Below are 26,064 nucleotides of genomic sequence, written 5' to 3' on the forward strand. Positions count from 1 at the left end.
ACGCTATTGGGGCTCGCAGGACCCCGCGATGGGGAGGAGTCCCCACCGCGCTGGGAGTGCGCTGGATCGGGCGACGCGGGGCGCGCAGGGCTCAGCGGCGCGGCTGCGACATCCGGATCGCGAGCATGCCGAGCTCCGCGCCCTTCGCCCAGTCGGCGTCGCGCGCGCTCACCAGACCGCTGCGCGCGAGCTCGTCGATCGCGGCGCGCAGCTCTGCGGCCGCCCGCTGGCGCTCGGCCTCGTCGAGCCCGGCGATGGCGGCGCGCGCCACGGCACGGGGGCCCGAGCGCGGGCCGTCGGCGCGCATCGCGCCGCGCCCCGGCGCCGCTTCCGCGGCCGGCACGGGCACGAGCGCGATCGCGAGGCCCGCGAGGCCCGCGAGGAGCACCGGCAGCATCCACAGCCACACGTGCTCGACGGCGGGCTGGACGCCGACGGCGATCGCGACCGTGAGGAGCGCCATGACGAGCGCGAAGGCCCCGACGCCGCGGAGGAAGCGATCACCGCGCCGGCGGCGGAGGATGGCGACCGCAGCGGGCACGAGCGCGAGGTCGGCGAAGAGGAAGAGCAGCGAGCTCACGGGGACCGCGGACTCGTAGTCGACGGGCGCGGCGGCCGAGATGCGTGAGGGCACGAGGATCGCCATCGCGACGAGCGGCGAGGCGATCGCCGCCATGCCGAGCCAGGGCAGCAGCATCGTGAGGCGATCGCGGGCCGACCGTCCGCCGCGGACGCGGATGCTCGGGTCGAGGCCGCGGAGCACGGCAGGGTGCTCGCGGAACGCGTCGAGCTCGAGCTGCTTCCAGCGCACCGACTCGCCGGGCCCGAGCGCGCGGGCCCGCTCGAGCGGCGTCATGCGCGTCATGCGCCCGCCTCCGCGTGCCACTGCTCCTGTGCGGCGATGCGCTCGACGCGCGCCGCCTCCGGGAGCGCCTCGAGCCGCGCGCCCCGCCACTCGGCGCCGTCGATGCGCAGCGAGCGCGCGAGGAGGCGCAGGTCGTGCAGCAGCTGCGTCGCGAGGGCCGGCAGCGTCGGCTCGGCGACGACGCCGATCCAGCGGCGGCCGTCGCAGAAGGCGTGCGCGACGAGGCCGAGTCGCGCGACACCCGCGACATCGCTCGCGATCGCGCCGCGGACCTCGATGCCGCGGCCGAGGTCGACGTGGTCGACGAGGTCGATCGCGGGCTCGCCGAGGAAGGGCACCGAGCCGACGATCGACGGCGCGGCCTCGCCCTCGGCGAGCTCGCGCGCCACGACGTGCACGACGACGTTGGCGACGGTCGTCGCGGGCCACCACTGCAGGGTCCAGGCGTCGTCGGCGGAGCGCAGGGCGAGCGCGTGCTCGAGCATGCCGCGGTACGCGCCCGCCTCGAAGCCGTCGTGGTGCTGGAGCAGCGCGAGCGAGGCGTCGACCCACGCATCGGCCGGGCGCCCGAGGGGCGGCAGCACGAGCCACCGCTCCGGGTCGGGTCCGATGGTCACCGTCGGCGCGGCCGTCGCCGCGCGCTCCGTCCCCGAGGTCAGCACCCGCTCACCCTAGCCACGACGGGCCGGGCGTCAGCGGTGCGGCGCCCACGGCACGCGCACGTCGAGGCCCTCGATCGCGTTGTGGAGCGCGCCGTCGCCGAAGATCTCCGCCGCGCCGTCCGGCACCCCGAACAGGTTCTTCACGTGGCCGTCGCCCCAGACGCCGCCCAGGATGCCCGGCGCGTCGGTCTGGCCCGTGTACCCGAACAGCCGCGCAAGGCCGTCCGCGACGTTCGCACCGCCCTGCGAGAGGCCCTGGAGCGCACCGCGGCCGCCGCGGCCGAGCGAGCCGAGCAGCCCCATGCCGTCGGCCATGCCACGGCTGAAGCCCCGCGTGAGGCCGCCCGCGAAGTGCGCACCGCTGCTCGCGATCGCCGTCCGCCCCGCCGACGAGAAGATGCCGCCCGCCATGTCGCTGAAGAAGGGGCCGACGCCCTTGCCGAGCGAGCCGAAGGGGATGACCCCGACGATCGCGAAGATCATGTCGCCGAGCGTGGCATCGCCGCGGAAGAACGCGTAGGTCGTGAGCGCGAGCGTCGCGATCGCGACGACCGCGGCGATCGCCGCGAGGATCGGTCCGCCGATGATGATGCAGGCGACGGCGAGCACGAGGCCCACCACCTGCAGCACCTTCAGCGCACCCGCCACGAACCCGTCCAGGTCGTCCCAGAACGAGTCCTCGATCTTCCCCGCCACCGCATCGCCGACATCCGCCGCCGCAGCCTCGAACGCCGACTCCCACGAGTCGTAGTCCGCATCGAAGCGCCGCGCCTCGTCCTCCCACGCCTCGTACGCCAGCCGCTTCGCCTCGTCCTCGTCGGCCTGCTGCTGCGCCTCCTCGCTGCCCGCCTCCGGCTCGAACCAGCCACCCGTCCCCCGCGGCTCCACCGAGCCCGGCAGCGACCGGAACGTCTCCCACAGCCCCTCGCACAGCGCCACATGCCCCGCGATCGCCGACTGATCCTCCGACAGCGCCACCCCGTACCGACGCACCACCGGACCCGTCGGCGTGTACAGCTGCCCCGCCTCCGCCAGCGTCCCGTGCACATCGCCCACGCCCTCGCGCAGCTTCGCAGCAGCCTTCCCCTGCAGACCGTCCGTGCCCTCCGCCAGACCCTCCAGGATCGTCGCCGAGTCCGACATCATCCGACCCAGCGCCTCGATCTCCTCACCACGCCGGATGATCGTCTGCGGATCCCCCTCGACCACCACGATCCTGCGACCCTTCGGCGACGGATCCATCCACGACATGGCGCTCAGCCCTGCTCGCTCATGGACGCGGCCGTCTCGGTGTCCCAGTCGGTGAAGCCGTCGATGACGCCCTGCACGTGCTCCTGCACGCTCTTCATGCCGTCGCGCAGCTCGTCGCGCTTGTCGTCCCAGCGATCCTCGAAGTCCTCGACGGCCTCGCGCAGGTCGTTGCGGCCGTAGGGGTCGCCGATGGCGCCCTCGAGCTGGTCGGCGCGGTCCTCCGCGGCGTCGAACTCGGCGATGATCTGCTTGAGGTAGTCGTTGAGCGTGCCGAGGTCCTCGAACTTGATCAGGACGTCCATCGCGGGTGCCTCCTCAGGCTGGGGTGTCTGGCATCACGGTAGGCGAGCGATGCTCGACGCGCGATGGGGAGGACTCCCCACCCGCCTCAGCGGTCCCAGCGCAGCGTCGCGACGCAGCCGTCGAAGAGGCGCTGCATGAGCACGAGCGCCGGGTCGTCGGCCGGGAACTCCGCGCCGCGGGTGATGACCGCGGTGAGCTGCAGCGCGCGCGAGCCCCGCGAGCCGGGGACGGGCGTGAGGTAGACGACCGTCGTCTGCACCGCGCGCTCCGTGCCGACCCGCGTCGTCGCCTCGCGCTGGAAGCGCACGAACCTGCGGTCGCCGTGCAGATCGGTCGCGCCCTCTCGGATCCGCTGCGCCATCTCCTCCGCGAGCGTCGCGCCCGGCTGGGGCGTGCGGATCGACGCGATGAGCGAGGCCGGGAGGAACGCGCTGTCGGGCGCGCCCGCCTCGGGGCCGAAGTGCGCGATCGCGCCGATCCGGCGCATGGCCTCGAACGACTCCTGCAGCTGCGCGCGCAGCTGCCCGTAGAGGTCGGGGCGGTGCGCCTCCATCAGGCGCGCCCTCGCCGCGTCCAGCATCGCCCGCTCGGTCTCGGGCGAGACGTCGCGCCGCACCCAGCCCTCCGGCAGGACGAGCTCGAACTCGGGGTCGGCGGGCGCGCCGAGCGCCTCGCGCAGCGACGGGGCGGAGGTGGGGTCGGTCACGGGTCGATCCTAGGAGCGGAGGCTGGCAGGGCACCGGGGCTGCGGCCCGCGCGCAGGAGGGGCCCGACCGCCGTGGTCGGGCCCCTCCTGGGACGGGGTGCGGTCAGCTGCCGGCCATCTGCTCGTCGAGCGACTGGATCGCCTGCATCATGCCGCGCAGGGCCTCGCCCATGTCGGAGATGCCCTCGATCGCCGTCTCCAGGCCCGAGGTCAGCTCCTCGTAGCCCTCACCGAACTTGCCCGACGCGTGCTGCGTCTTGAAGTCCTCGCCCAGCAGCGTGTCCACCGCCGACTTGAGGTCCTTGAGGACACCGGCGATGTCCTCCTTGCCCGTGTCCAGCTTGCCCGCAGTGGACTCCATCTCGGCATAGGAAGCACCGAAGTCGCTCATGGTCCCGTTCCCTTCGTTCCTGGATCGTGGCCCACCCGGACCACCTGCCACCACCGTACGGACGGGCGCCTGCGCGGTCGATGGGGAGGAGTCCCCATGCCGCTAGGCGTCGCCCGGCACCGCCTGCAGCGTCTCCTCCTGCACGCCCGCCGCCGCGACGGGCGGCGCCGCGGCCGCGGCCGCCGGCGCCGGCGCGGGGCGCTCGGGCACGAGCGGCAGCTGCATCGTGACGGCGCGGCCGTTCTGCACGAAGATGCCGCGGCCCTCCGGGAAGTCGGCGCGCTTGACCTTGGGGAAGGGCACCTTGAAGACCGAGTCGCCGTCGTAGGCGTCGGGCTTCAGGACGATGCCCTTGCGGCCCGCCTTGAAGTCGCCGATGAAGCCGTAGCCGCCCGTGACCTGCGTGACGTCGGCGTCGCCGAGCAGCAGGTGGTCGCTGCGGTTGATGGCCTGGAAGAGCTCCTTCATGGCCCGCTCCGCGTCGGAGTCGGCGAACTGCGGCACGTTCTCGACCACCACGAGGATGCGGCCCGGCACCGTCTCGTCGGCGACGATCTCCGCGAGCTCCTTCGCGAGCTCCTTCGCCGCCTCGGGGCGCGTGGCGCTGCGCACCCACGGCCGGAAGTCGTGCAGCACCGAGCGCCTGCCGGCGAAGTGGAAGAGCCGGACCTCGGGATCGAAGCGCTCCACCGCCACGACGAGCGCTTTGAGCGCGTTCGTCTTGCCGGACTGGGGCGGGCCCGCGACGATGAAGGTGCCGATCGGGTCGAAGTCGCGCGGCGCGAGGGTGTCCTCGGCGACGCCGATGACGGGGAAGTCGTCGACGCGGTCGGGCAGCGCCTCGAGCGAGAGGCGCGTCGGCAGCGCGCCGATCTCCTCGACGTCGCGCGCGCCCTGCGCACGCAGCGCCTCGGCGAGCTGCCCCATGAGCTTCGTCTGCTCGGCGACGTTGGGCGAGCCGCCCAGCACCGCCACCTGCAGCTCGAGGCCGTCGACGATCGCCCGGCCGGGCGCCGAGGCGTCGTCGAGCACGTCCTTCGGCGCGCCCACGAGCGTGTACGCCGACTCGTCCGAGAGGCGCAGCACCACGCGCCGCGAGATGTTCGAGCTGACCGCGGTGGGCACGGCGCCCGAGCGGTCGGCCGTCGCGATCGCGTGGATGCCGAGCGGCCTGCCCTCGCCGAGGATCCGCATGAACACCTGGTAGAACGGCGCCCGCGCGCTCGTGACCTCCCAGTCGGCCTTGAACTGGGGGAAGTTGTCGAGCAGCAGGAAGATGCGCGATGCGTCCGGGTCGACGAGCTCGCGGTACTCCGTGAGGCTCGCGGCGCTCGCCGCCGCGAAGGCCTTGCCGCGGCGGTCGAGCTCGCGGCCGAGCGAGCGCAGCAGGCGCTGCACGCGCTCGGCGTCGTCGCCCGCGATGATCGAGCCGACGTGCGGCAGCACCTCGAGCGGCTTCAGCGCGCCGCTCGCGAAGTCGAGGCCGTAGACCTCGGCGCGGCCGAGCTCCGGGCGCATGCCCGCCGCGGTCGCGATCGACTTGAGGAGCGTCGACTTGCCCGAGCCCGAGGTGCCGTAGACGAGCATCGAGCCGTCGCGGTCGGGGTGCAGGTAGATCGGGTCCTGGCGCTGGCGCTCCGGGATGTCGGCCTTGCCGAGCACGATGCGGCCGTCGCCCTCGATGGGCAGGTCGCGGAGGTCGACGGCCGTCTCGAGGTCGTCGAGCCACGGGCGCCGGGGCGCGGGGATGCGGGCCTGCTGCGAGGCCGCGATGAGGGTGCGCACCACGCGCTTCTGGTCGTTGGGGCCCAGGTCCTCGTCGTGCGCGTCGGACTCGGGCGCTGCCTCCGGCTCCCAGCGCTGCAGCGAGCCGAAGCGCAGCTCGGCCACCTTCACGTCGGCGACCTGCACCTCGTCGGTCGTCCAGCCTCCCGCGTAGGCCGACTGGAAGGGCACGAGCCTGCCGGGCCCGGTCTTCGCGATGCCGCGGCCGGGGATGGAGGGCGGGAAGGATGCCGCGACGGGGTCGTCGACGACGTCCTTCGAGTCGGACTCGTCGGCCATGCGGAGCGCGACGCGGAGGTTGGTGTTGGCGCGCAGGTTGTCCTTGATGACGCCCGCGGGGCGCTGCGTCGCCATGATGAGGTGGATGCCGAGCGAGCGGCCGCGCTGGGCGATGTCGACGACGCCGTCGACGAACTCCGGCACCTCGCCCGCGAGCGCCGCGAACTCGTCGATGACGAGCACGAGCGCGGGCGGGGTCTCCGGGTCCTGCCGCTTCTCGAGCTCGAGCAGGTCCTTCGCCTTCTTGCGGTTGAAGAGGTGCTCGCGGTGGTGCAGCTCGGCGCGGAGGCTCGTGAGCGCGCGCCGCACGAGGTGCGGGCTGAGGTCGGTCACGAGGCCCACGCAGTGCGGCAGCTCGACGCAGTCGGCGAAGGCCGAGCCGCCCTTGTAGTCGACGAAGAGGAAGGTCACGCGGTCGGGGCTGTGCGCGGCCGCCATGCCGAGCACCCACGCCTGCAGGAACTCCGACTTGCCCGCGCCCGTCGTGCCGCCGACGAGCGCGTGGGGGCCCTGCGTGCGCAGGTCGAGCGTCATGGCGTCGGTCGCGCCCTGGCCCATGATCGCCCGCAGCGTGCCGGCCTTCTTCAGGCGCGGCTTCTGGCCGCCGGAGCGGTCGATGATCGTGTTGTTCTGGCGCCAGCGGTCGATGACCGCGTTCGGGTCCTCGGCGAGCTCGGGGCCCACGAGCGAGAGGAACATGACGGAGTCGGGGATGTCGGAGGAGTCGGTGACGACGATGCTCGCGTCGACGACCGGCGCGAGGCGCTTCGCGAACATCTGCATGTACTCGCCCGAGACGCCCTCGACGCGCACGCCCTCGTAGTCGGCGCCCGAGCGCACCGTGCCGACGCGCGCGGCCTCGAGGCCGCCCGACACGTCGACGTAGGAGCGGCACACCGCCGGCAGCGACTCCACGGTCGGCGCCACGAAGACGCCGTGCACGCCCACGGCGGCGCCCCGCTCGAGGATCTGCGTGAGCCGGGGGCGGTCGACGGGCGCGTCGTTCGTGACGACGATGACGACCGAGGTCTGGATGCTCGTGACCGCGTCCTTCGCGGCGCGCTCGACGTCGGTGCCGTACCGCATCGGGTCCCAGTCCTCGTCGTAGGGCGTCTTGCGGTCGGGCGAGGCCGACTTCGAGCGGCCCATGACGAGCTCCTCGAGCCCGTTGAGGAGCGCGGCGCCCGCGGTCGCGGAGTCGGCGAGCGGCATGTCCTTGAACGGGCTCGTCTCGCTCGTGGTGTGGGGCAGCCACTTCATCCACTCGAGCTCGCCCGTCCAGTCGGCGTCGCAGAGCGCGACCGTGACGACCTCGTTCGGCGCGTGCAGGCCGTAGAGCTGCAGCGCCAGGCCGCGCAGCGCGTCGGCCGCGAGCGACTTCGGGCCCGCGATGCCGATCGAGCCGACCGACTCGAAGGACTCCACGATGGGCACGTCGTCGACGTAGCGGTAGCGCTCGCGCAGCCGCTCGACGCGGTCGAGGTACTCGGGGAGGCCGTCCTGCTGCTCCTCCTCCTTGATGCTGTTGCGCGAGAGCGCCCGACAGGTGCCCAGGCGCACCGCGAGGAAGTTCCAGTGCTCGGGCCGGCGGGTCCAGAGCATGGGGCCCAGGCGCATCGCGTGCTCGAAGACCTCGGCGACGGGCGGCACCTCCATGCCGCGCACCGCCTCCTCCTTCGGCTTCTCGCGGTAGAGCTCCTCCTCGAGCTGCTCGAACTTCTGCTCGAACATCTGCACCTCGAACTTCTGGCGCTGCCCGTTCTGCGTCTTCATGTTGATGAAGTTGCCGAGCAGCATCATCGGCGTCATCGCCGCGACGAGCAGGGAGCGAGGGTTCTCGGTGAGGGCGTACATCGCGGCCGCGAGCAGGATCGGCGCGACGAGCATGGGCCACGGGAAGAGCCGCTGGATCATCTCGCGCGGGATGCGCGGGCCGTCGAAGGCGGTGCCCGGGTAGCGGGCCTCGACGCGCGGCGAGCGGTTGAACAGCAGCGCGCCGCCCCGCTCGAGCACCGGGTCGGGCCCGGAGGCGTCGAAGGCGCCCGCGAGCGAGACCTGCAGCTCGCTGTCGCCGATCGTGAAGGTCGCGCCGGGGGTCACGCGCAGGCGCGAGACGAGCCCGCCGTCGACGAGCACGCCGTTCGCGGAGTTGAGGTCGACGACCTCGACGTGGGCGCCGACCTCGATGCGCGCGTGGCGCTTCGAGACGAGCGGATCGGCGAGGACGATCGCGTTCGACGCGTCGCGACCGATCGTCGCGTGACCGCGGCCGAGCTGGAACTCCTGCCCGCGGAGGGGTCCGCCGACGACGCGGAGGACCGCGACGGCGTCGAGCGCGCTGCCCGCCGGCCCGCCGTGGCGCGCGCCGCCCTCGCCGAGGCTCTCGACCCGCGCGTGGAAGCCGGAGCCGATCGGCGCCTCGCCGATGAGGGCGTCGGGCTGCAGCCGCACGAGGCTCTGCTCGGTCGGCGGCGCGACCGCGAGGGTGAGCGTCTCGCGCTCGCCCACGACGATGGAGCGCGTCGGGTCGGCGAGCGCGATCTGCCGCGCGACGTCCTCGACCGTGGCCGTGGAGTCGGCCGTGATCACGACGTCGGTCGGGTCGGCGGCGGGCCGGTGCAGGGTCAGCTTGACCTTCATGCGGTGGGCTCCTGATCGGTGGCGTCGTCGGCGGCGCGCAGCGCCGGGTCGTCGAGGAGGGCGAGGTCGGCGCGCGTGACGAGCTGCGACGAGACGGCGTACTCGACGAGCCGCGCGCGGCGGTTGCTCGCGAGCTTGCCGACGCCGCCGCGCAGGCCCTGCACGCCCATCCGGTCGAGCTTGTCGCAGACGTTGTCGAGCTTGCGGTTGAAGCGGCTCATCGTCCACCCGAGCCGCTCGGCCGCGGCCGCCGAGGAGGGCAGCTCGCTCACGCCCACGCCGTCGCGGCGCAGCATCGGCTCGGCGAGCGCGACGATGAGGAGCTTCTGCAGCTGCGTGAGGCCCACGGGCATCACGGTCGTCTCGCCCGAGCTGCGGCGGCGGTGCTCCACCGACATCGCGAATGAGGGGTCGTCGCAGTGCACGCCGAGCTCGTAGGTCGTGGGCCCTGCCGTGAAGACGATCGAGCACTCCTCGAACACGATCGGCAGGCGCGCGCCCGGCGAGAGGAACGACTGCACGGCGCCGCCGGCGCTCGACACGGTGGCCGAGAGGCGCGAGCCGACGTTCGAGAGCCACCAGAGGCCGTCGACGAAGCGCACGTCGAGGAACGCGCGGTGCAGGTACTGGTTGTCGTCGACGGTGAGGTCGCCCTCGCGGCCGATGACGAAGGGCCGCGAGGGGTCGAGCCGCGCCCACTCCCCCGCGAACTCGACCTGCAGCACCGGAGCCTGGTCAGCCATCGACGCACCCCTCCGCATCGTTCGAGTCGCGGCCGTCGGAGCGCACGAGCCGCACGAGGATGCACGTCTCGCCGTCGGGGTCCGCGTCGACCACCACCTGCGGCGCGCTCGTGCTCGAGGAGGTCGGGTCGCCGACCGAGGGCTCGTAGCGGTACAGGAAGGTGTCGCCCTCCTGCGGCTGCGCGTTGGTCCACGTGAAGGTCACCGTGCCGCCGCTCACCTCGCCCTCGACGGCGATCGGGGCGGGCGGGCGCTGCGCGAGGGGCGGCGCCGCGACGGTCTGCGAGGGGTTCGCCGACGGGGGTGCCCCGCCGCCGCCCGCGAGCGCGAGCGCCGCGATGCCGCCGCCGAGCGCGAGCACCGCGACGCCCGCGGCGATGCCGACCGCGGTGCGGCGTCGGCTGCGCGGCTGCTCGGGCTGCGCCGGAGCGGCGGGAGCGCCCGGCGCAGCAGCCTGCGCCTGCGCCGCGGGCCGCGGCCTGCGCACGGTCGCGTCGGGCACCGCGGCCACGGCCGCGGGCATCGCGCTCGGCGGGGCCTCGCCCGCGTGCGGGTCGATCGAGACGACGCCTCGGATCCGGGTGGCGCCGCCGTCCTCCTCGGCCACCTCCTCGGCGTCGAGCCCGTCGTCGAGCACGTCGAGGGGCGTGACGGGCAGGGCCATCTCGGCCTCGACCTGCTGCAGCGCCCGCCCGAAGGCCATGGCGCTCGCATGGCGCCGGCCGGGATCCGGGTCCATGGCCGCGGCGAGCACCGCCTCGAGCCGCGCGGGCACGTCGGAGCGCGCGAGCGGCGAGAGCTCGCCGCGCTGGATGCGGTCGATGAGGTCGACGCTCGTGTTCGAGCCTCCGGGCATCTCGAAGGGCGTGCGGCCCGCGAGCAGCGTCGAGAGCGTCGCCGCGAGCGAGAAGACGTCGGAGGCGGGGCTCGAGCGGGGCGGGTCGAGGAAGGCCTCGGGCGGCGACCACGGGATCGACATGCCGCTCGCGTCGTCGGTGCCGCCCGAGCTCGTCGCGATGCCGAAGTCGGTGAGCGCCGGCCGGTTGTAGGCCGTGACGAGGATGTTCGCGGGCTTGATGTCGCGGTGCAGGATGCCGGCGCGGTGGGCGGTCTCGACGGCGCCCGCGATCTGCACGCCGAGCGAGAGGACCTCCGGCACCGCGAAGCGCTCGCGCCGGTACCGGACGCCGAGGTTCGGGCGCGAGCAGTACTCCATCGCGAGGAACGGCCGCCCGTCGGGCGCGACGGCGGCGCCGTAGATCGTCACGATCGAGGGGTGCGTCGAGAGCTGCGCCATGACGTTCGCCTCGTGGCGGAAGTTGTCGATGAGCTCGCGGTTCACCGCGTCCGGCAGCAGCACCTTCACGGCGACGTGCCGCGAGGGCAGCTGCTGCTGGTAGAGGAAGACGTCGGCGAAGCCGCCGGAGCCCAGCAGCGAGACGTAGTCGTAGCCGGGCAGCTCCGGCGGGGCGGACGGCGCGCGCTTCGGGCTCACGGCGCCGACTCGATCGTCACGACGACGCCGTCGCCCAGGTCGAGGCGGTCGCCGAGCTGCAGGATCGTCGAGGCCTCGGGGCGCAGGCGCTGCGGCGCGGCGCCCTCGCGCAGCAGCAGCGTGCCGTTCGTCGACGAGAGGTCGACGGCCACGAGGTTCCAGTCCTCGACCCGCAGCTCGAGGTGGCTCCGCGAGATGTCCTCGCTGGGGCTCTCGACCGTGACGAGGCGCGGCACGCGGCCGTCCTCGACGCGGCGCGAGCGCGGGCGGCGGCCGAGCACGACGCCGCGGCCCAGCGGGATGCGGTCGCCGGAGGGCAGCACGGCCACGGCGATCTCGGGCCGGCGGCGCTGCGCAGCGGAGGCGTCGTCGATGGCGGTGCCGCACGTGGTGCACACGGTGGTGCCGGGCGCGTTGACGTGGCCCTCCGCGCAGAGCGTCGAGAGCACGAGCGGTCCCGTGGCGGGCGCGGCGACGTCGATGCCGCCGGAGCGGGGCGCGCGGTCGCCGAGGAGCGCGCGCGCCTGCGCGGCCGTGACGGTCATGCCGTCGTGGTCGCCGGCCGCGTCGGGTGCGGCCGCGGACGCGAGCGGCGCGGGCTCGGGAGCGGGCGCGGGCTCCGACGCGGCGGACGCCGGCGCCTCGGGCGCGACCGCAGGCGGCGACGCGGGCCGGACGGCGGCCGCCGGCCGGATGAACCCGGGGACGGAGTCGATGAGGCCCGACAGCGGTCCCGAGTGCTCGGTCAGGGGCTCGGGCGGCGTCGCGGAGGCCGGCGCCGCGGCGTCCTGCAGAGTCCTGGCCTCCCGCAGGTGCGGCGGGAGGGGCTGGATGCCCGTCACCGGCACGTCGTCGAACGGCACGTCGGCGTGCTCGGCCTCGACCGCATCCGGTGCCGCGGGCTCCGGCTGGGCGGGCTCCGGCTCGGCCGGGCGGAGCGCCTCGGCGTCGGCCTGGGCGAGCGGCTGCGGCTCGGGCTCCGCCACGGGCTGAGGCTCGGGCTCGGACTCCGTCACGGGCTCCGTCACGGGCTCGGGCTCCGCATCCGACGCCGTCTCCGGCTCGGGCTCGGGCGTCGTCGCGACTCGCGGCGGCTGGGTCTGCCCGAAGGCGCCGACCGCGTGCTCCTCGACCGGCTCGGGAGTCGGCTCGGGCGCGGCCGGCGCGGGCGCGACGCGCACGGCGGCCACGCGGACGACGCCGCCCTCGAAGGGCAGGCGGGCGCCCTCGAGGGCGGCGAGCCCGCCCGCGGCGACGATCGCGTCCGCCGCAGCGACGTCCTCAGCCCAGTCGCCGCCGAAGCGGTCGGGCATCGGCGAGCCGTCGGCCGTCGCCGGCACGCCGTGCCGGCGGAGCACCGTGCGGGCGCCGTCGGCGTCGAGCAGCGCGAGCAGCGCGGTGGGCTCGGCCTCGAGGAGCGCGCGGAGCCCCGCGGCATCGCGCACGGCTGCCGCCTCGGCGTGCAGCGCGGCGGCCCGCCCGGGCACGAGGTCGCGCTCGCAGACGAGCACGACCGCCCCTGCGGCGACGCACCAGGCCTCGCCGGGGGCGTACTCGATCCGGGCGCTCATCGTGCCTCCCTCGGGATGGTGTCGTCGATCGTCTGCGCGTGCGTGTCGAAGAGCTCGGCCTCGTCGAGCGCGACGGCATCGACGTCGACGACGACGACCGAGACGTTGTCGGGGGCGCCCGCGTCGAGCGCGCGGCGCAGCAGCAGCGCCGCCGCGGCCGCGGGCGAGGCGAGGTCGCCGAGGATCTCGGCGAGCTCGACGTCGTCGACCTCGCCGCTCAGCCCGTCGGAGCAGACGAGCAGCCGCTGGCCGCGCTCCGCGGGCCGCAGCCACGCGTCGGCGGGACGGCTGTCGCCGGCGCCGAGCGCGCGGGTGATGACGTTGCGGTGCGGGTGGCGGCGCGCGTCGACGCGGCGCAGCGCCCCCGACTCCACGAGCTCCTGCACGACCGAGTGGTCGACCGTCACCTGCTCGAGCTCGCCGTCGGCGTAGACGTAGGTGCGCGAGTCGCCCACGTTGAGCACGAACCAGTGCGCGACGCCGTCGACGTCGACGAGCACGGCGCCCGAGAGCGTCGTGCCGCCCACCGGCTCCCCCGTCGCCTGCGTGCGCACGTCCTCGAACGCGCGCTCGACGGCGCCCTCGACGCTCGTGACGTCCGAGAGCGTCCGGCCCTTGAGGCTGCGGAAAGCCTCGATCGCGAGCGCCGAGGCGACGTCGCCCGAGGCGTGCCCGCCCATGCCGTCCGCGACGAGGAAGACGGGGAACGAAGCGAAGACGGAGTCCTCGTTCACGGTGCGGCGTCGGCCCGGATGCGTCGCCGCGGCCCAGCGGAGCGAGATCGAGGGGTGGCTGAAGCGGTACTCGCCGATCGTGCTCATGCGCCGCCGCCCTCGAGGACGACGGTGCGGTCGCCGAACCGCACGACGTCGCCCGGCACGAGCGCGAAGGGCCGTCCGGGCTCGAGCGCGTGCTCCGCGCCCGCCCGCACGACGCTCGAGCCGTTCGTCGAGGCGCGGTCGACGGCCGCGAGCGGCGCGACGGCGATGAGCAGGTGCGTCTTCGACACCGAGCGGGTGTCGTCGGCGATCGGCAGGAGGTGCTCGACGACCTCGCCGGGCGAGGGCGAGGGGTTGCGGCCGATGAGGGCCGCGCCCGTGATGGCGAAGCGCTCACCGCTGTCGAAGGCGAGCACCGCTGCCGCGGCGCGCGCGGAGGGCCGAGCGCGGGTGGCCTCGAGGTCGTCGTCCTCGACCACCTCGACGCGGCGGATCGTGCGGTCGTCGACCTCGGCGGCCGGCGCCGGCGCAGCGGGCGCGGCCGCGACGGGCGCGGGCTGCGCGGCAGCGGCCTCGTGGTCGACCTCGACGACGGTCTCGTCGGCGATCGGGCTCGCGGGCGCCCAGGCGGGGGCCTCCTGCGCGTCCGCGCGCGAGGCCTGCGGGCGCGGCGGCTGCCAGCGCGCGTCGCCGCCCGGCGCGCCGGCCGGGGCGGCCGGGCGCCCGGGCACGCTGTCGACGATGCCGCCCGAGAGCGGCGCCGAGGCGGGGCCCGCGGGTGTCGGCGGCGCGTCGTGCCCTGCGGTGCCGCTCAGCTCGCCCGGGCGGTAGCCGCCGAGGCGCGCGCCGCCCGCGGGCATGCCGGGCACGGTGTGCGCGGGGGCCGGCTCCGACGGCTGGGACGACAGGCCCACGGGCTGCTGCGCGCCCGTCGGCTGCGGCCGCGCGGCGCCCACGACGCCCGAGCCTGATGCGCGCCCCCGGCCGGTACGCGGCGGCGGCCGAGTCGGCGGGCGTCGCGAGGGACGGCAGCTGCGAGCGCTCCGCCTCCGGCTCGGCGGCGACCGTCTTCCGCGCGATGCGCATGCGCTTCTCGTGGTAGGGGTCGAGCCCCTCGCGCACGTCGACGAACCAGGTGCCGGCGGCGTGGTCGAGCCAGCCGCGGCCGCGCTTCTCGCGGTCGAGCAGCGGCGAGGCGAGGAAGAGCGCCGGGCCGATGACGGGCACGAGGAACGAGGCCCACAGCACGAGCCCTCGGAGGACCGCGGCGCCGATGCCCGGCTTCGCGAGCGTCTTCACGTTCACGGAGCGCAGGCCCATGATCGCCTTGCCGAGCGTGACGCCCTTGCGGCCGTGGAGCACGAGCTGCACGATCACGAAGGCCAGCGTCAGCACCGACGAGACGACGGTCGCGACGACCATCCACACGAGGTCGGGGTGGCTCGCGAGCCCCCAGGGCTGCAGCGAGCCCGTGGCGACCTTGAGGAGCGTCGGCAGCGCGACGATCCAGTAGGGGAGCTGGAGGAGCGCCCAGATGCCGAACTCGATGAGCGAGGCGACCGCGCGGCGCCCGGCGGGCGCGCGGCGGAGCCCGAGCGCCGCGGCGTACTCGGGGTCGGGCCGGCCGTCCTCGTCGAGCCCCTCGACCGTCCGCCTGCCCTCGTCGATCTCCCAGATCACGGCTTCCTCCGCATGCGTGTCATCGCCGCCTCCGCTCGTGCCTGCGTCGCAGGAACGAGCGCAGCGACAGCCTCGCGAGCAGCCTGCGCCTGCGGGATGCCTCGGAACGCATCCCGCTCACGCTGCGCTCGACGTCGCGCCAGAACGCGTCGACGTCCTCGCGCTCGGGCTCGCCCGGGCCGAAGACGCCCGCGTCGACGAACTCGCCGATCTCGGTCGCTCGCGATCGAGGGTAGCGATCCTCCACGGCGCCGGCGACCTCGCGACGCGTCACGCCCGCGGGGATCGGCAGGCCGAGGTCGACGGCCTCGTCGACCACCTCGTGCCACCCGCCGGAGAGCCGGTCGCTCTCGCGCTCCGCGCCGAAGCGGCGCTTCCGGCGCGCAGCCTTCACCGCGCCCACCACCAGGAACGGGGCGAGCATGAGCAGCACGAGCAGCAGGATCGAGCCGGCGATCCAGAGCCAGACGACCCACGCGGCGTCCTCGATCTCCTCGTCGTCCTCCTGCCCCTCGTCGGCGACCGTGTCGGGCGAGAGCTCGGCGGGCTCCTCGGGCGGCTGGGGCGGCTGCAGCACCTGCGGCTTGGGCTCGGGCTGCGGCTCGGGCTCGGGCTGGATGTCCTGGTTCTCCTCGGGCGGGGTGGGGTCGAAGCGCACCCACCCGTAGCCCTCGAAGGGGATCTCGACCCACGCGTGCATGTCGCCGCCCGTGAGCTCGACCGGCTCGTCGCCGCCGCGGAAGCCGTCGTCCGGGTAGAGCCCCATGACGACGCGCGAGGGCACGTTGATGCGCTGCAGGGCGAGCGCGAAGGCGGTCGCGTACTGCTCGTCGTCGCCGACGAGCACGTCGCGCTCGAACATCGACTGGATGCGCGAGGCGCCGTGGCCGGCGAGCGAGGGGATCGGGTCGTCCTCGAGGCCGTGGCTGAACGAGCCGCCCTGCAGGATCCGCTGCATCGCCACGATGTTCTCGAGCTTCGTCTGCCCGTTCGAGCCGTGCTCCACGACCCACGCCTGCAGCAGGTCGGGCACGACCGCCGCCTGCGGCACCTGCAGCTCGGTGACCGCGCTGTCCTCGAGCGCCTCGATCGAGGGCTGCTCGGGCACGATCGCGTCGAGCTGGTAGGCGTCGCCGGGCGCGAGGCCGTCGAGCGCGAGGGCGGTGCCGGTCTGCGCGTTGTAGTGCAGCGAGCCCTGGAGGTCCTCGGCGCGCGGCCCCTCGAAGGCGAGCGACTGCAGGAAGCCGACGTCGGGCACCCAGATGCCCGAGTAGTCGCCGACCTCGACGCGCACGCGCTCCTCGGTGCCCGACTGCTGGGTGAGCACCTCGTCGCCGATGCGCGAGAACGTGCCGGAGCCGCTCGTCTGCTGGCTGCCGGCGACGGCGTAGACCGTGCCGTCGTAGTAGTCGAAGGTCGCCAGGCGCAGTCGGCCGTCCTCGGGCATGCCCGAGACCCGCAGCAGCGTCTCGTCCTCGAAGTTCTTGTGCCAGTTGCGGAATCCCGCGAGCGGGCTCGGGTACTCGGCGAGCTCGATGGGCGGCTCGACGACGTCGCGGAGGACCGCGCGGTCGCGCGTCTGCACGGGGATCGAGACGAGCCCGGCGACGAGCAGCGCCGCGGCGACCATCCCGACGGCGCCGAGGGTGCGCTGCCGCTGCGCCTGCCCGCGGTGGCGCGTGTCGTTCGTGACCTCCACCTCGTCGTTGAGGCCAGTGCGCCACGCCTCGCGGCGCCACGAGCACCAGCCGACCATGACGCCGGCGACGACGACGCCGAGCACGATGGGCCAGAAGGCGATCTTCGTGCCGAAGGCGATGCCGACGAGCAGCGCGACGGACGCCGGGATCATCGCGAAGGGCGCGCCGCGACCGAGGCGGAGGGCGAGGACCGTCGCGACCGTCGAGGTGATGAGGGTGGTGAGGAAGGGCACGACGAGCAGGCTCGGGAAGCCCTCGGCGGGCGGCTCGGCCGTCAGCAGGCCCTTCCAGGAGTAGACGACGCCCAGCAGCAGCTCGCGCCAGGCGTCGAGCGTGGGGATGACGCCGCCGATCGTCGCGCGGGGCACGGCGAGCGCGGGCCCGAGCACGACGAGCACGAGCACGACGCCCGCGGCCGTCATGAGCCAGCCGCGGAGCGGCCGCAGCGAGGTCGCGACGCCCACGCCGATGCCGGCGATCGCGCCGCCGAGGCCCGCGACCAGGTAGGCGGTGCCGCCGAAGACGGGGCCGAAGGACAGGGTCGCGACGAGCATGACCGCGAGGATCGCGGCGCAGTCGATCGCGGCCTCGCGCGGGGTGCGCGGCAGCATGCGGCGCGGTCTCGACCTCATTGCAGCGCCACCCCTCGCATGATCCGCGGCAGGTCGCTCACGGAGCCGATCGTCGCGAGCACGACGTCGCCGATGGGCTGGATGCGGGGGCTCGCGCCCTGCACGACGGTGAAGACGATGATGCGCGCCTGCGAGGGCAGGAGCGTGCGGGCCCGCCGCACGAGCGCGGGGTCGACGACGGCCCCCGCGAGGAGCATCACGACGGATGCGCCCGGGTGCGCCTGGCCGATGGTGGCCGAGAGGTCGAGGAAGCGATCGTGCCGCGGCGACCACTCGACGCCCGAGAGGCCGTCGAGGAGGCGCTTGCCGGTCGTCGCAGGCAGCGTGCGGCGCGAGGTCTGCACGACGAGGTCCATCTCGTCGCGCACCGCCTGCAGGCCCACGGAGCCGAGGATCGAGATCGCGGTCTCGAACTCCGCGGGATCCGCGTAGTCCTCGGGGCTCGTCGAGAGGCCGAGGGCGAGCACGCTGCGTCGCGTCTGCTCGAACTGGCGCACCATGAGCTGCCCCGTGCGGGCGGACGACTTCCAGTGGATGTAGCGGCGGTCGTCGCCCGCGACGTAGTCGCGCAGCGCGTGGAAGGCGATGTCGCTGTTCGTGAGGTCGCGGGTCGTGATGCCCTCGAGGTCGCGGATGAGGCCGGGGGCCGTCTCGTCGAGCTGCACCGTCTTGGGGTGCACGAAGAGCTCGACGGGGTCGGTCCACTTCACCTGGCGGCGCAGCAGCCCCACGGGGTCGCCGCGCACGGAGCGCACGGGCCCGACCTGCAGGATCGTGCGACGGCTCGTCGGGATCGCGAAGACGTCCTCGTGCACGTCCCCCGGCCGCATGCGCGGCAGGTGGAACGACGCGAGCGCCTTGCCGACCGGCACCTCGATCGTCGCGGGCAGCAGGGGCTTCGGCGAGGCCGCGTGGATCTCGATGCGTCCGAGCGCGCGCTCGCCCACGACGACGCGCGTGTAGGCGAGGTCGAGCTCGATGCGGTAGCGGTTGCGGCCGAGGATGAACGCGATGCCCGCGAGGAGCAGCAGCGCGCCCGCGATGCCGATGACCACGAGCTCCTTCCACCCCAGGAGCGCCCCGAGCATGAGGGTCGCGACCGTCGCGATCAGCACCGCCCAGCCGAAGCCCGTGATGGGCTCGATCGCCGGCCAGATGCGGTCGCGCACCCAGCGGACAGCGGCGCGCCGCGCTCGGCCGAGCGCGGCATCCGGCCCCACCGTCGCGTCGAGCGCCCGCTGGAGCGGCGTGCGCTCGCGCTCGACGACGCGCCGCAGCCGGGTCGTGCCGGATGCGGTGGTCTCAGCGGCGACGCCGGCGTCGGCGTCGGGATCGGGGGCGGGTGCTGACGTCGCCCGCTCGGGCGCCGTCGTCATGCAGCCTGCTGCCGGTCCTGCGGGGCGGGGATGTCGGCGACCGCGCGGTCGATGATGCGGTCGCCGGTGACGCCCGAGAACTCCGCCTCGGGGTCGAGCACGATGCGGTGCGCCCACACGGGCTGCGCGAGCTCCTTCACGTCGTCGGGCAGCACGTAGGCGCGGCCGCGGCTCGCGGCCCACACCTTCACGGCGCGCATGAGCGCCATCGCACCGCGCACCGAGACGCCCAGGCGCGTGTCCTTCGAGTCGCGCGTGTGCTCCGAGAGCTGCGCGACGTAGTCGAGCACCGCGTCGTCGACGTGGACGGTGGCGGCGAGGTCGACCATCTCGGCGATCGCGGCCGTGGTGATCACGGGCTGCACGCCCGCGGAGGCATTGCGGTTCGAGGCGCCCGCGAGGATGCGGACGGTCTGCTCGCGCCCCGGGTAGCCGATCGAGGTCTTCATGAGGAACCGGTCGAGCTGCGCCTCGGGCAGGCGGTACGTGCCGGCCTGCTCGATGGGGTTCTGGGTCGCGATCACCATGAACGGGCGGCCGACCTCGTAGGGCGTGCCGTCGACGGTGACGCGGGCCTCCTCCATGACCTCGAGCAGCGCCGACTGCGTCTTCGGGCTCGCGCGGTTGATCTCGTCGGCGAGCACGATCGAGGCGAAGATCGGGCCCTTGTGGAACTCGAAGGCCTGCGTCTTCTGGTCGTACACCGTGACGCCCGTGACGTCGGAGGGCAGCAGGTCGGGCGTGAACTGGATGCGGTGGTTCGTGCCCTGCACCGTCGCCGCCATCGACTTCGCGAGCTGCGTCTTGCCGGTGCCGGGGGCGTCCTCGAGCAGCAGGTGGCCCTCGGCGAGCATCGTCGTGAAGGCGAGGCGGATCACGTCCTCCTTGCCGAGCACGGCGGTGCCGACGTTGCCGACGAGTCGCTGGAACGTCTCTGCGAACCAGGTCGCCTGCTCGCGGGTCATGGGGGTGGTCATGCTGCTCCGATCATCCGGGGGGCCAGTTCACGCGCGGGGTCAGGATGTCGACGCCGTTGCCCCACACGCGCATCCAGGCCTGGCCTGCGAAGCCCGAGTAGCACGTGCGGACGTCGCCCGCCTCGCCACCGATCTCGGTGCTCGTCGAGCCGTTGCGGCCGTCGACGCGCAGCTGGCCGCTGTCGACGGGGTTGTTGGCACCGTTGCCGTCGCTGTGGTGGCACGAGAAGTTGTAGACGCCGGGCTCGAAGTCGCTCCAGTTGAACTGGTACCAGTGGCAGCTCTCGCCGTTGGCGCCCTGGCAGCTGCCCGGGTAGGCGACACCGCCGGAGCTCAGCGTGCCGCTCGGGTTCAGGCGCTCGGCGGTGGCCTGCGCGGTCGCCGTGGTGGTCTGCGCGCCGTGGCCCGCCTCGGCCGCGCCCGTCGTCGACTCGACGGTGATGCGCACCGTCTGGCCGCCCTGCGCCGCGACGGTCTGCGAGCCGTTGTTGCCCACGCTCTGCCATGCGCCGTTGTCGATGCGGATGCGCGTCGAGATGTTGCGGCCGTTGCGGCCCGGCGCGCCCCAGCTGACGGTGACCTGGTTCACCTGGCCTGTCGCGTTCGCGCTCGGAGCGCCGATCGCGCCGTAGGGGCGCACCTGGTTGCCCGCCGCGGTCTGCCCGCTGGAGTACTCGACGCCGTCGATCACGGCGTAGGCGCGCACCTGGAACGTATACGGGCCGCCGTTGTTGTCCATGCCCGTGTAGGTGCCGCCGGGGCCGAACGACTGCGCGCCAGCGCCGCCGCCCGTGATCTCGTAGCGCACCTCGTCGGCGCGGAGGCCGTTGCTCGAGCCCGGATCCCACGTGACGACGGAGTTCCCGTCGCCGTCGGTCGCGCGCACGTTCGACGGGGCGTCGGGCGCGGTGAACACGCGGATGGGTGCCGAGGCCTCGGAGGGCTGGCTCGTGCCGGCGCGGTTCGTGGCGGTCACCGTGAACGTCACGTTCTCGCCCGTGGCGCCGAAGCGGAAGCTCGCCGAGGTCGCGCTGCCGGCGACGGTCTGCGCGGGCGAGCCGTTGGAGGGCGTGACGGTGTACGACTCGATCGTCGCGCCGTTGTTGCCGTCGATGCCGTTCTGGCCGGCCGGGTACGCCCACTCGACGCGCACCTGCACCTCGCCGGGGATCGAGCGGTCGGGGGTGGCGGTGGCCCGGCCCACCTGGAACGGCGCGCCGGCGGGGGTCTTGGCCTGCGAGTAGGCCGAGAAGTCGCTCGGCTCGGGCGCGAGGTTCACGGCCTGCACGCGGAACGTGTAGGCGACGCCGTTCGTGAGGCCCGTCCAGGTGTAGCTGGTGCCCTGCACCTGCTGCTGGACGACGCCGCCGGGCGCGGGCGGCGAGATCTCGAGGTTGTACTGCTGGATGGGCGAGCCGTTGTTCACGGGCTCCTCCCACGTCACGCTGAGCTGCGAGTCGCCGTCGGCGACGACGGGCGGGCCAGGCTGCTCGGGGCGCACGTCGGGGCGCGCCTCGTTCGACGCCGCCGAGGGATCGGACTCGCCGACCTCGTTCGTCGCCGTCACCGTGAAGCGGTACGTCACGTTGTTCGTGAGGCCCGTGATGCGGCAGGTCGTCGTCTGGCACGGGAACTCGATCGCGCCGTCGGCCGAGCGCACGGTGTAGCCCGTGATGGGGGCGCCGTTCGAGGCGGGCGGCGCCCAGGTGAGCGTCACCTCGGAGTCGCCGACCGCGTCGACGTTCGGGCGCGGCGGCGCCTCGGGGCGCGCCTTCACGTTGAGCGTGAGCGTGCCGGTGACCTGGCGCTCGGTGCGCTCGGTCGCGTCCTGGATCGTGTACCGCACGGTGAGCACGCCCGAGAAGTCGGTGCCGGGCGTCACGGTGACCTCGCGGTCGGAGTTCGACACCTGCGCGTCGCCCGCGATGACCTCGACCGCCACGATGCGCAGCGGGATGCCCTCTGCCGCGAAGGGGTTGATGTCGTTCTGCACGACGTCGACCGTGAGCGGCACGCTCGCGGTGGCCTCGCCGGTGTCGGGGTTCGCGGTCGCGAGGCTGCGGTTCGTCGCGACGACCTCGACGACGACCGTGCCGGGGGCACGGTTGCCGCTCGGGTCGATCGCGACCACCTGGAACGAGCCGGAGGTGCCCGGCGGCGTCGTCACGTCGGCGCGCGCCGAGACGACCGAGCCGTCGAGGCTCACCTCGACGCCGGCCATCGAGCCGGAGAGCTCGTACTCCATCGCCTCGAGGTCGCCCACGTCGGGGTCGATCGTCGCGTCGCGCAGGTCGAAGGTCGTGGCGTCCTCGCCCGCCTCCGGGCGCAGCACCGCACCCTCGAAGGTGGGCGGCACCGCGCTCGAGGGGATGACCTCGATCGGGATCGTCAGCACCGCGGTGATGCCGTCGGGGTCGTCGGGCCCGTCGCCGTCGGTGACCTCGAAGGTGATCGACGCGGGGCCCACGTAGCCGAGGGGCGAGCGGAACTGCAGCGTCTGCGTGTCCTTGATGAGGCCCGTCTCGTCGTCGTTCACGGCGGTGACGGTCTCGCCCGTCGTGATGCGCGGCGCCTTGCCGCTCGGCACCGTGACGTAGTCGCGCAGCGGGATCTCGCGGAGCTCGCCCGAGGGGATCTGGATCGGCTCGGTCGTGGCGACGTAGGGCGCCTGGTCGCGCACGGGCGGCACGGCGACGAACGCCTCCGCCGTGAGGCCGTCGATGTCGGTGACGCGGTAGGTGACCACCTGGAAGGCCTCGCTCGGCACCACCTGCACCGCGCCCGCCGGCGTCACGGTGCCGGGGCCCGTCACGATCGAGACCTGCAGCTCGCTCGGGTCGCCGTCGCTGTCGAGGTCGTTCTCGAGCACGGGCACGTCGAGCGGCACGTCGAGCTCGACGAGGTCGCGCGGCAGCGGGTCGTCGCGCGCGATCGGCGCGAGCAGCTCGGCCTCCTCGTCGACCGTGACCTGCACCTGACCGGTCGCCCGCGCGCCGCGCGCGTCGACGATCTCGTACGAGAAGTAGGAGATGCCGGGCTCGGAGGGCGAGCGCAGGTCGACCGTCGCGCGCTCGGGGTTCACCGTCGCGTCCGCGAGCTCGTCGGGCAGCTCGAGCCCGTCGGCCACGAGGCTCAGCGGATCCTGGTCGGGGTCGGAGTCGTTCTCGAGCACCGCGATGGCGATCGCGCGGTCGGGCCGCACGGTCACGGCGTCGGTCTGCGCGAACGGCGTCTGGTTGATGTCGGCCGCCTGGGCGATGCCGATGATCGCCGTCGCGGTCGACTCCGAGCCCCAGCGGTCGCGCACGCGGTAGCGGAACTCCACGGTGCCGGAGCTCTCGGGGAAGGCCTCGAAGTCGAAGTAGTCGGGACCGATCTCGGGCAGGATGCGGCCGCCCTCGGGCGCCGTGTCGTAGCCGACGAGCTCCACGCCGTCGCCGTCGGGGTCGATGCCGTCGAGCGGGACCGGGATGCGCACCGTGGATCCCGCGAGCACGCGGGACGTGACGGTGTTCGGCGCCGGCGGCGCGTTCTGCTCGGGGTCCTGCGGCACGATCGTGAGCGCGACGGTCGCGGAGTCGCGGTTGCCGAGCGTGTCGACGACCTCGTACGTCACGGTCGCGCGCGTCGGTGCGTCCTCGGCGAGCGCGTGCACGCGCAGCGTGCCCTCGGAGATGAAGGCGACGCCCACCGCGTCGCTCTCGAAGCTCGTGTCGACGACCTGCTCGACGAGCTCGAACGGAGCGCCGTCGGGCGAGAAGTCGTTCGCGAGCACGTCGATCGTCGCGTAGTCGCCCGCGCGCACCGTCGCCTGGTCGTCGACCGCGACGGGGGCACGGGGCTGCTCGGGCGGCGCCACCGGGACGACCTCGACGGTGCCGGTCTCCGAGAACCGGCCGTTCGAGACCGTGTAGGTGAAGCGGAAGGGATCCTCGATGCCGCGGCTGTCGACGATGCTCACGATGCGGCGGTCGCGCAGCTCGACCGTGACGGGAGCGCCGTTCTCGATCGAGACCTGGGTGACGACGAGCACGCCGCCCGCGGGGTCGACGTCGTTCTGCAGCAGGTCGACGAGCGCCGTGCCGCCCTGCGGCAGCAGCGCGATGTCGCGCACGGCGACGGGCCGCGCCTCGTCGTCGGCGGAGCGGACGTCCACGCGGATGCGGCCGGGCTGCGAGAGCGGGCCGTCGGCCACGAGGTAGCTGAGGTAGTAGCTGCCGACACCGCCGCGCAGCACGCGGACGGTGCCGCTGTTCGGGTCCCAGCTGGTCTCGAGGCCCGGGGCAGGCTCGACCGAGGCGAGGCGCAGCGGCCTGCCCGAGGGCGAGAAGTCGTTGAGGAGCGGGCGGATCGTCGCCTCGCGCCCCTCGACGGTCGTGACGAAGTCGGCGTTCGGGAGCGGGGGCGCCTCGCCGCGCTCCCGGATGTCGACCGTGATCTCGCCCGTGGCCTCGGTGCGGCCGTCCGAGACGGTGACCGTCACCGTCTGGATGCCCACGTCGCCCGTGGCGGTGTAGATGAGGCGGCCGGAGGGGTCGGTGCGGATGGTGTCGCCCGAGTCGGAGACCGCGCCGACGAGGTACATGTCGTCGCCGTCGGGGTCGAACCAGCTGTCGAGCACCTGGTACTCGTACTCGCCGCCCTGCTCGGTCGCGAAGGCGAGCTCCCGCAGGGGCTCGGGCGCCGCGTTGTCGCCCTCGCCGCGCACCGCGAGGGTGACCGCTGCCTGGTCGCGGCCCTCTCGGCCGTCGTGCACCTCGTAGCGGAACGTGAACGAGCCCGAGGCGTCCTCGGGCAGCTGCACCTGCAGCTGCGAGTCGTTGGCGATGGGGGCGACGGTGACGCCCGCGGGCAGCTCGCCGACGACCGTGGCCGTGAGCACGTCGCCGTCGGGGTCGGAGTCGTTCCAGAGGATCGGCAGCACCGTCGAGCGCCCGGGGCGGGCGCCGAAGCGGTCGTCGTTCGCGACCGGCGCGGTGTTCTCCTCGTTGACGGGCGGCGGCTGGTTGGTGAGGAGGTCCTCGGTCGACTCCGAGTCCTCCTCGGAGCTCTGCTCCTCCGACTGGGGCGGCACGAGGTCGTCCCAGTTGTCGACGAGGATGAGCTGGTCGGCGAGGATCCAGGAGCGGCCGTCCTGGTACTGGTTGAGGACCACGTCGTCGCGGTTGACGCGGAAGACGACCGGCGAGCCCGTCATGCCGTCGACCTGCACCTCGAGGTCGGCCGCGTCGTCGTCGCAGTCGCGCAGGAACTGCGCGCCGGTCGGCCAGACGCCGTAGACGCAGCCGCCGACCTGCACGGGGCGCACGGCCTCCCCGCCTCCCGGCTGCGCCTGCACCTCCGCGGCGCCGCCGCCGAGCGGCTGGCGCACCAGCGCGTCGGGCGTCGCGAGGATGACGCGATCGGCCGCGTCGCCGGGCAGCTGCACGGCGGCGCCCTCGGGCGCCTCCACCGCGCCGCCGGGCAGCAGCAGGGCGCGCGTCTCGGCGTCGTGCACGACCGCCTCGGCGCCGACGGCGGTGACGACGGGGTCGCGCATGTCGCGCAGCTCGCCGCGGTCGCGGAGCACGGGCTCGCCGAGCACGCCCTCCTCGTCGAGCGCGATGGTGACCTCCTGGCCCTCGCTCGGCGAGACCGCGTGGACGGTGCCGTCGCGGCCGACGGCCGCGGCCGCTCCCTCGCCGAGCTCGACGAGGGGGTCGGTGGTCTCGGGCGAGAAGCCGCCGAGGTCGCCGAAGGGCATCGCCCACAGCGCGCCGCTCGCCGGGTCGAGGATCGCGACGATGCCGCCGTCCATCGAGATCTCGCCCTGCGGCGGCAGCTGCACGCCCGTGCCGGTCGTGACCTGCACGGGGTCGACCGTCAGGGCCGTCGAGGCCTCCTGGTTGTGCAGGAGCACGGCCTGGCCGTCCTGCAGCACGTCGAAGCGCGCGGTGGGCGAGATGAGGCCGGCGTCGAGCTCCTCCGCCTGCACGTTGATGCGGCCGAGCTGCTGGCTCTCCTGGCGCGTGACCCAGACGCCGCCGTCGTTGAGGTCGACATCGGTCGTCGTGAAGCCCTCGTAGGTGAAGGCCAGCACGCCGAGCGCGACGCTCACGGCGGTGACGAGCGCACCTGCGGCGGACGAGCGGCGATGGCGCTTCACCCAGCGGAGCATGACCGCACCCCCTCTCCCCCGACTTCGGTGCGTGCGAGGGTCGCGCGCGCACGCGCACGACCGCCGACGATTCTGCCACGGGCGAACGCCTCATCCCTGAACGCGTGTCCGGTATCTGCCCCATCACTCCTG

At 74.1% G+C, this 26,064-nt stretch carries 17 protein-coding genes; all 17 read right to left on the reverse strand.

The window, feature by feature from the left end; genetic code table 11:
* Nucleotides 1–91: 91 nt before the first annotated feature.
* The 17 genes from OVA14_RS02750 to OVA14_RS02830 all read right to left on the reverse strand — a co-directional run bounded on the left by OVA14_RS02750 (nucleotide 92) and on the right by OVA14_RS02830 (nucleotide 25,932).
* Nucleotides 92–865 (reverse strand): hypothetical protein, encoded by a 774-nt coding sequence (locus OVA14_RS02750; RefSeq protein WP_267504774.1) that lies wholly within the window; start codon nucleotides 863–865, stop codon nucleotides 92–94.
* Entirely contained in the window at nucleotides 862–1,527 is a 666-nt protein-coding gene (locus OVA14_RS02755) for a hypothetical protein (protein ID WP_267504775.1), read from the reverse strand. Before OVA14_RS02755 ends, OVA14_RS02750 begins: the two co-directional genes overlap by 4 nt.
* A gap of 30 nt (nucleotides 1,528–1,557) precedes the next feature.
* Complete coding sequence (locus tag OVA14_RS02760) at nucleotides 1,558–2,739, reverse strand: hypothetical protein (RefSeq protein ID WP_267504776.1); 1,182 nt, start codon at nucleotides 2,737–2,739, stop codon at nucleotides 1,558–1,560.
* Nucleotides 2,740–2,783: 44 nt separating this feature from the next.
* Nucleotides 2,784–3,080 carry a hypothetical protein gene (locus tag OVA14_RS02765; protein ID WP_267504777.1) on the reverse strand — a complete coding sequence of 99 codons (297 nt, stop codon included), beginning with the start codon at nucleotides 3,078–3,080 and terminating at the stop codon, nucleotides 2,784–2,786.
* Nucleotides 3,081–3,166: 86 nt separating this feature from the next.
* Nucleotides 3,167–3,787 (reverse strand): hypothetical protein, encoded by a 621-nt coding sequence (locus OVA14_RS02770; protein ID WP_267504778.1) that lies wholly within the window; start codon nucleotides 3,785–3,787, stop codon nucleotides 3,167–3,169.
* A gap of 103 nt (nucleotides 3,788–3,890) precedes the next feature.
* Complete coding sequence (locus tag OVA14_RS02775) at nucleotides 3,891–4,178, reverse strand: WXG100 family type VII secretion target (protein ID WP_267504771.1); 288 nt, start codon at nucleotides 4,176–4,178, stop codon at nucleotides 3,891–3,893.
* Nucleotides 4,179–4,280: 102 nt separating this feature from the next.
* Nucleotides 4,281–8,882 (reverse strand): FtsK/SpoIIIE domain-containing protein, encoded by a 4,602-nt coding sequence (locus OVA14_RS02780; RefSeq protein ID WP_267504779.1) that lies wholly within the window; start codon nucleotides 8,880–8,882, stop codon nucleotides 4,281–4,283.
* Nucleotides 8,879–9,625 (reverse strand): hypothetical protein, encoded by a 747-nt coding sequence (locus OVA14_RS02785; RefSeq protein WP_324288033.1) that lies wholly within the window; start codon nucleotides 9,623–9,625, stop codon nucleotides 8,879–8,881. The genes OVA14_RS02780 and OVA14_RS02785 overlap by 4 nt, the downstream gene beginning before the upstream one ends.
* A complete protein-coding gene (locus OVA14_RS02790; RefSeq protein ID WP_267504781.1) occupies nucleotides 9,618–11,120 on the reverse strand; it encodes a serine/threonine-protein kinase in 1,503 nt (500 codons plus the stop codon). Before OVA14_RS02790 ends, OVA14_RS02785 begins: the two co-directional genes overlap by 8 nt.
* Complete coding sequence (locus tag OVA14_RS02795; RefSeq protein ID WP_267504782.1) at nucleotides 11,117–12,691, reverse strand: FHA domain-containing protein; 1,575 nt, start codon at nucleotides 12,689–12,691, stop codon at nucleotides 11,117–11,119. The genes OVA14_RS02790 and OVA14_RS02795 overlap by 4 nt, the downstream gene beginning before the upstream one ends.
* Nucleotides 12,688–13,512, reverse strand: coding sequence for a PP2C family protein-serine/threonine phosphatase (locus OVA14_RS02800; protein WP_267504783.1), 825 nt, complete (start codon nucleotides 13,510–13,512; stop codon nucleotides 12,688–12,690). The genes OVA14_RS02795 and OVA14_RS02800 overlap by 4 nt, the downstream gene beginning before the upstream one ends.
* Nucleotides 13,509–13,826, reverse strand: a complete 318-nt coding sequence (locus OVA14_RS02805) for a hypothetical protein (RefSeq protein WP_267504784.1) — start codon at nucleotides 13,824–13,826, stop codon at nucleotides 13,509–13,511. The genes OVA14_RS02800 and OVA14_RS02805 overlap by 4 nt, the downstream gene beginning before the upstream one ends.
* The gene (locus OVA14_RS02810) at nucleotides 13,804–15,090 is read right to left on the reverse strand and encodes an RDD family protein (RefSeq protein WP_267504785.1); all 1,287 of its coding nucleotides are present in this window, start codon (nucleotides 15,088–15,090) and stop codon (nucleotides 13,804–13,806) included. The genes OVA14_RS02805 and OVA14_RS02810 overlap by 23 nt, the downstream gene beginning before the upstream one ends.
* Nucleotides 15,091–15,109: 19 nt before the next feature.
* The gene (locus OVA14_RS02815; RefSeq protein WP_267504786.1) at nucleotides 15,110–17,401 is read right to left on the reverse strand and encodes a transglutaminaseTgpA domain-containing protein; all 2,292 of its coding nucleotides are present in this window, start codon (nucleotides 17,399–17,401) and stop codon (nucleotides 15,110–15,112) included.
* 17 nt (nucleotides 17,402–17,418) lie between these two features.
* On the reverse strand, nucleotides 17,419–18,798 hold the full coding sequence (locus OVA14_RS02820; RefSeq protein ID WP_267504787.1) for a DUF58 domain-containing protein: 1,380 nt from the start codon (nucleotides 18,796–18,798) through the stop codon (nucleotides 17,419–17,421).
* Nucleotides 18,795–19,775 (reverse strand): AAA family ATPase, encoded by a 981-nt coding sequence (locus OVA14_RS02825; RefSeq protein WP_267504788.1) that lies wholly within the window; start codon nucleotides 19,773–19,775, stop codon nucleotides 18,795–18,797. The genes OVA14_RS02820 and OVA14_RS02825 overlap by 4 nt, the downstream gene beginning before the upstream one ends.
* 10 nt (nucleotides 19,776–19,785) lie before the next feature.
* Nucleotides 19,786–25,932 carry an Ig-like domain-containing protein gene (locus OVA14_RS02830; RefSeq protein WP_267504789.1) on the reverse strand — a complete coding sequence of 2,049 codons (6,147 nt, stop codon included), beginning with the start codon at nucleotides 25,930–25,932 and terminating at the stop codon, nucleotides 19,786–19,788.
* Between the last annotated feature and the right edge of the window lie 132 nt (nucleotides 25,933–26,064).

It is taken from the genome of Agrococcus sp. SL85, assembly GCF_026625845.1.
In the GTDB taxonomy this organism is placed as follows: domain Bacteria; phylum Actinomycetota; class Actinomycetes; order Actinomycetales; family Microbacteriaceae; genus Agrococcus.

Bases quoted from the DNA above. Each gene is read 5' to 3' on its own strand.
- OVA14_RS02785 (WP_324288033.1), bottom strand. From the start codon at position 9,625: ATGGCTGACCAGGCTCCGGTGCTGCAGGTCGAGTTCGCGGGGGAGTGG.
- OVA14_RS02830 (WP_267504789.1), bottom strand. From the start codon at position 25,932: ATGCTCCGCTGGGTGAAGCGCCATCGCCGCTCGTCCGCCGCAGGTGCG.
- OVA14_RS02820 (WP_267504787.1), bottom strand. From the start codon at position 18,798: ATGACGACGGCGCCCGAGCGGGCGACGTCAGCACCCGCCCCCGATCCC.
- OVA14_RS02780 (WP_267504779.1), bottom strand. From the start codon at position 8,882: ATGAAGGTCAAGCTGACCCTGCACCGGCCCGCCGCCGACCCGACCGAC.
- OVA14_RS02815 (WP_267504786.1), bottom strand. From the start codon at position 17,401: ATGCTGCCGCGCACCCCGCGCGAGGCCGCGATCGACTGCGCCGCGATC.
- OVA14_RS02800 (WP_267504783.1), bottom strand. From the start codon at position 13,512: ATGAGCACGATCGGCGAGTACCGCTTCAGCCACCCCTCGATCTCGCTC.
- OVA14_RS02775 (WP_267504771.1), bottom strand. From the start codon at position 4,178: ATGAGCGACTTCGGTGCTTCCTATGCCGAGATGGAGTCCACTGCGGGC.
- OVA14_RS02750 (WP_267504774.1), bottom strand. From the start codon at position 865: ATGACGCGCATGACGCCGCTCGAGCGGGCCCGCGCGCTCGGGCCCGGC.
- OVA14_RS02765 (WP_267504777.1), bottom strand. From the start codon at position 3,080: ATGGACGTCCTGATCAAGTTCGAGGACCTCGGCACGCTCAACGACTAC.
- OVA14_RS02825 (WP_267504788.1), bottom strand. From the start codon at position 19,775: ATGACCACCCCCATGACCCGCGAGCAGGCGACCTGGTTCGCAGAGACG.
- OVA14_RS02795 (WP_267504782.1), bottom strand. From the start codon at position 12,691: ATGAGCGCCCGGATCGAGTACGCCCCCGGCGAGGCCTGGTGCGTCGCC.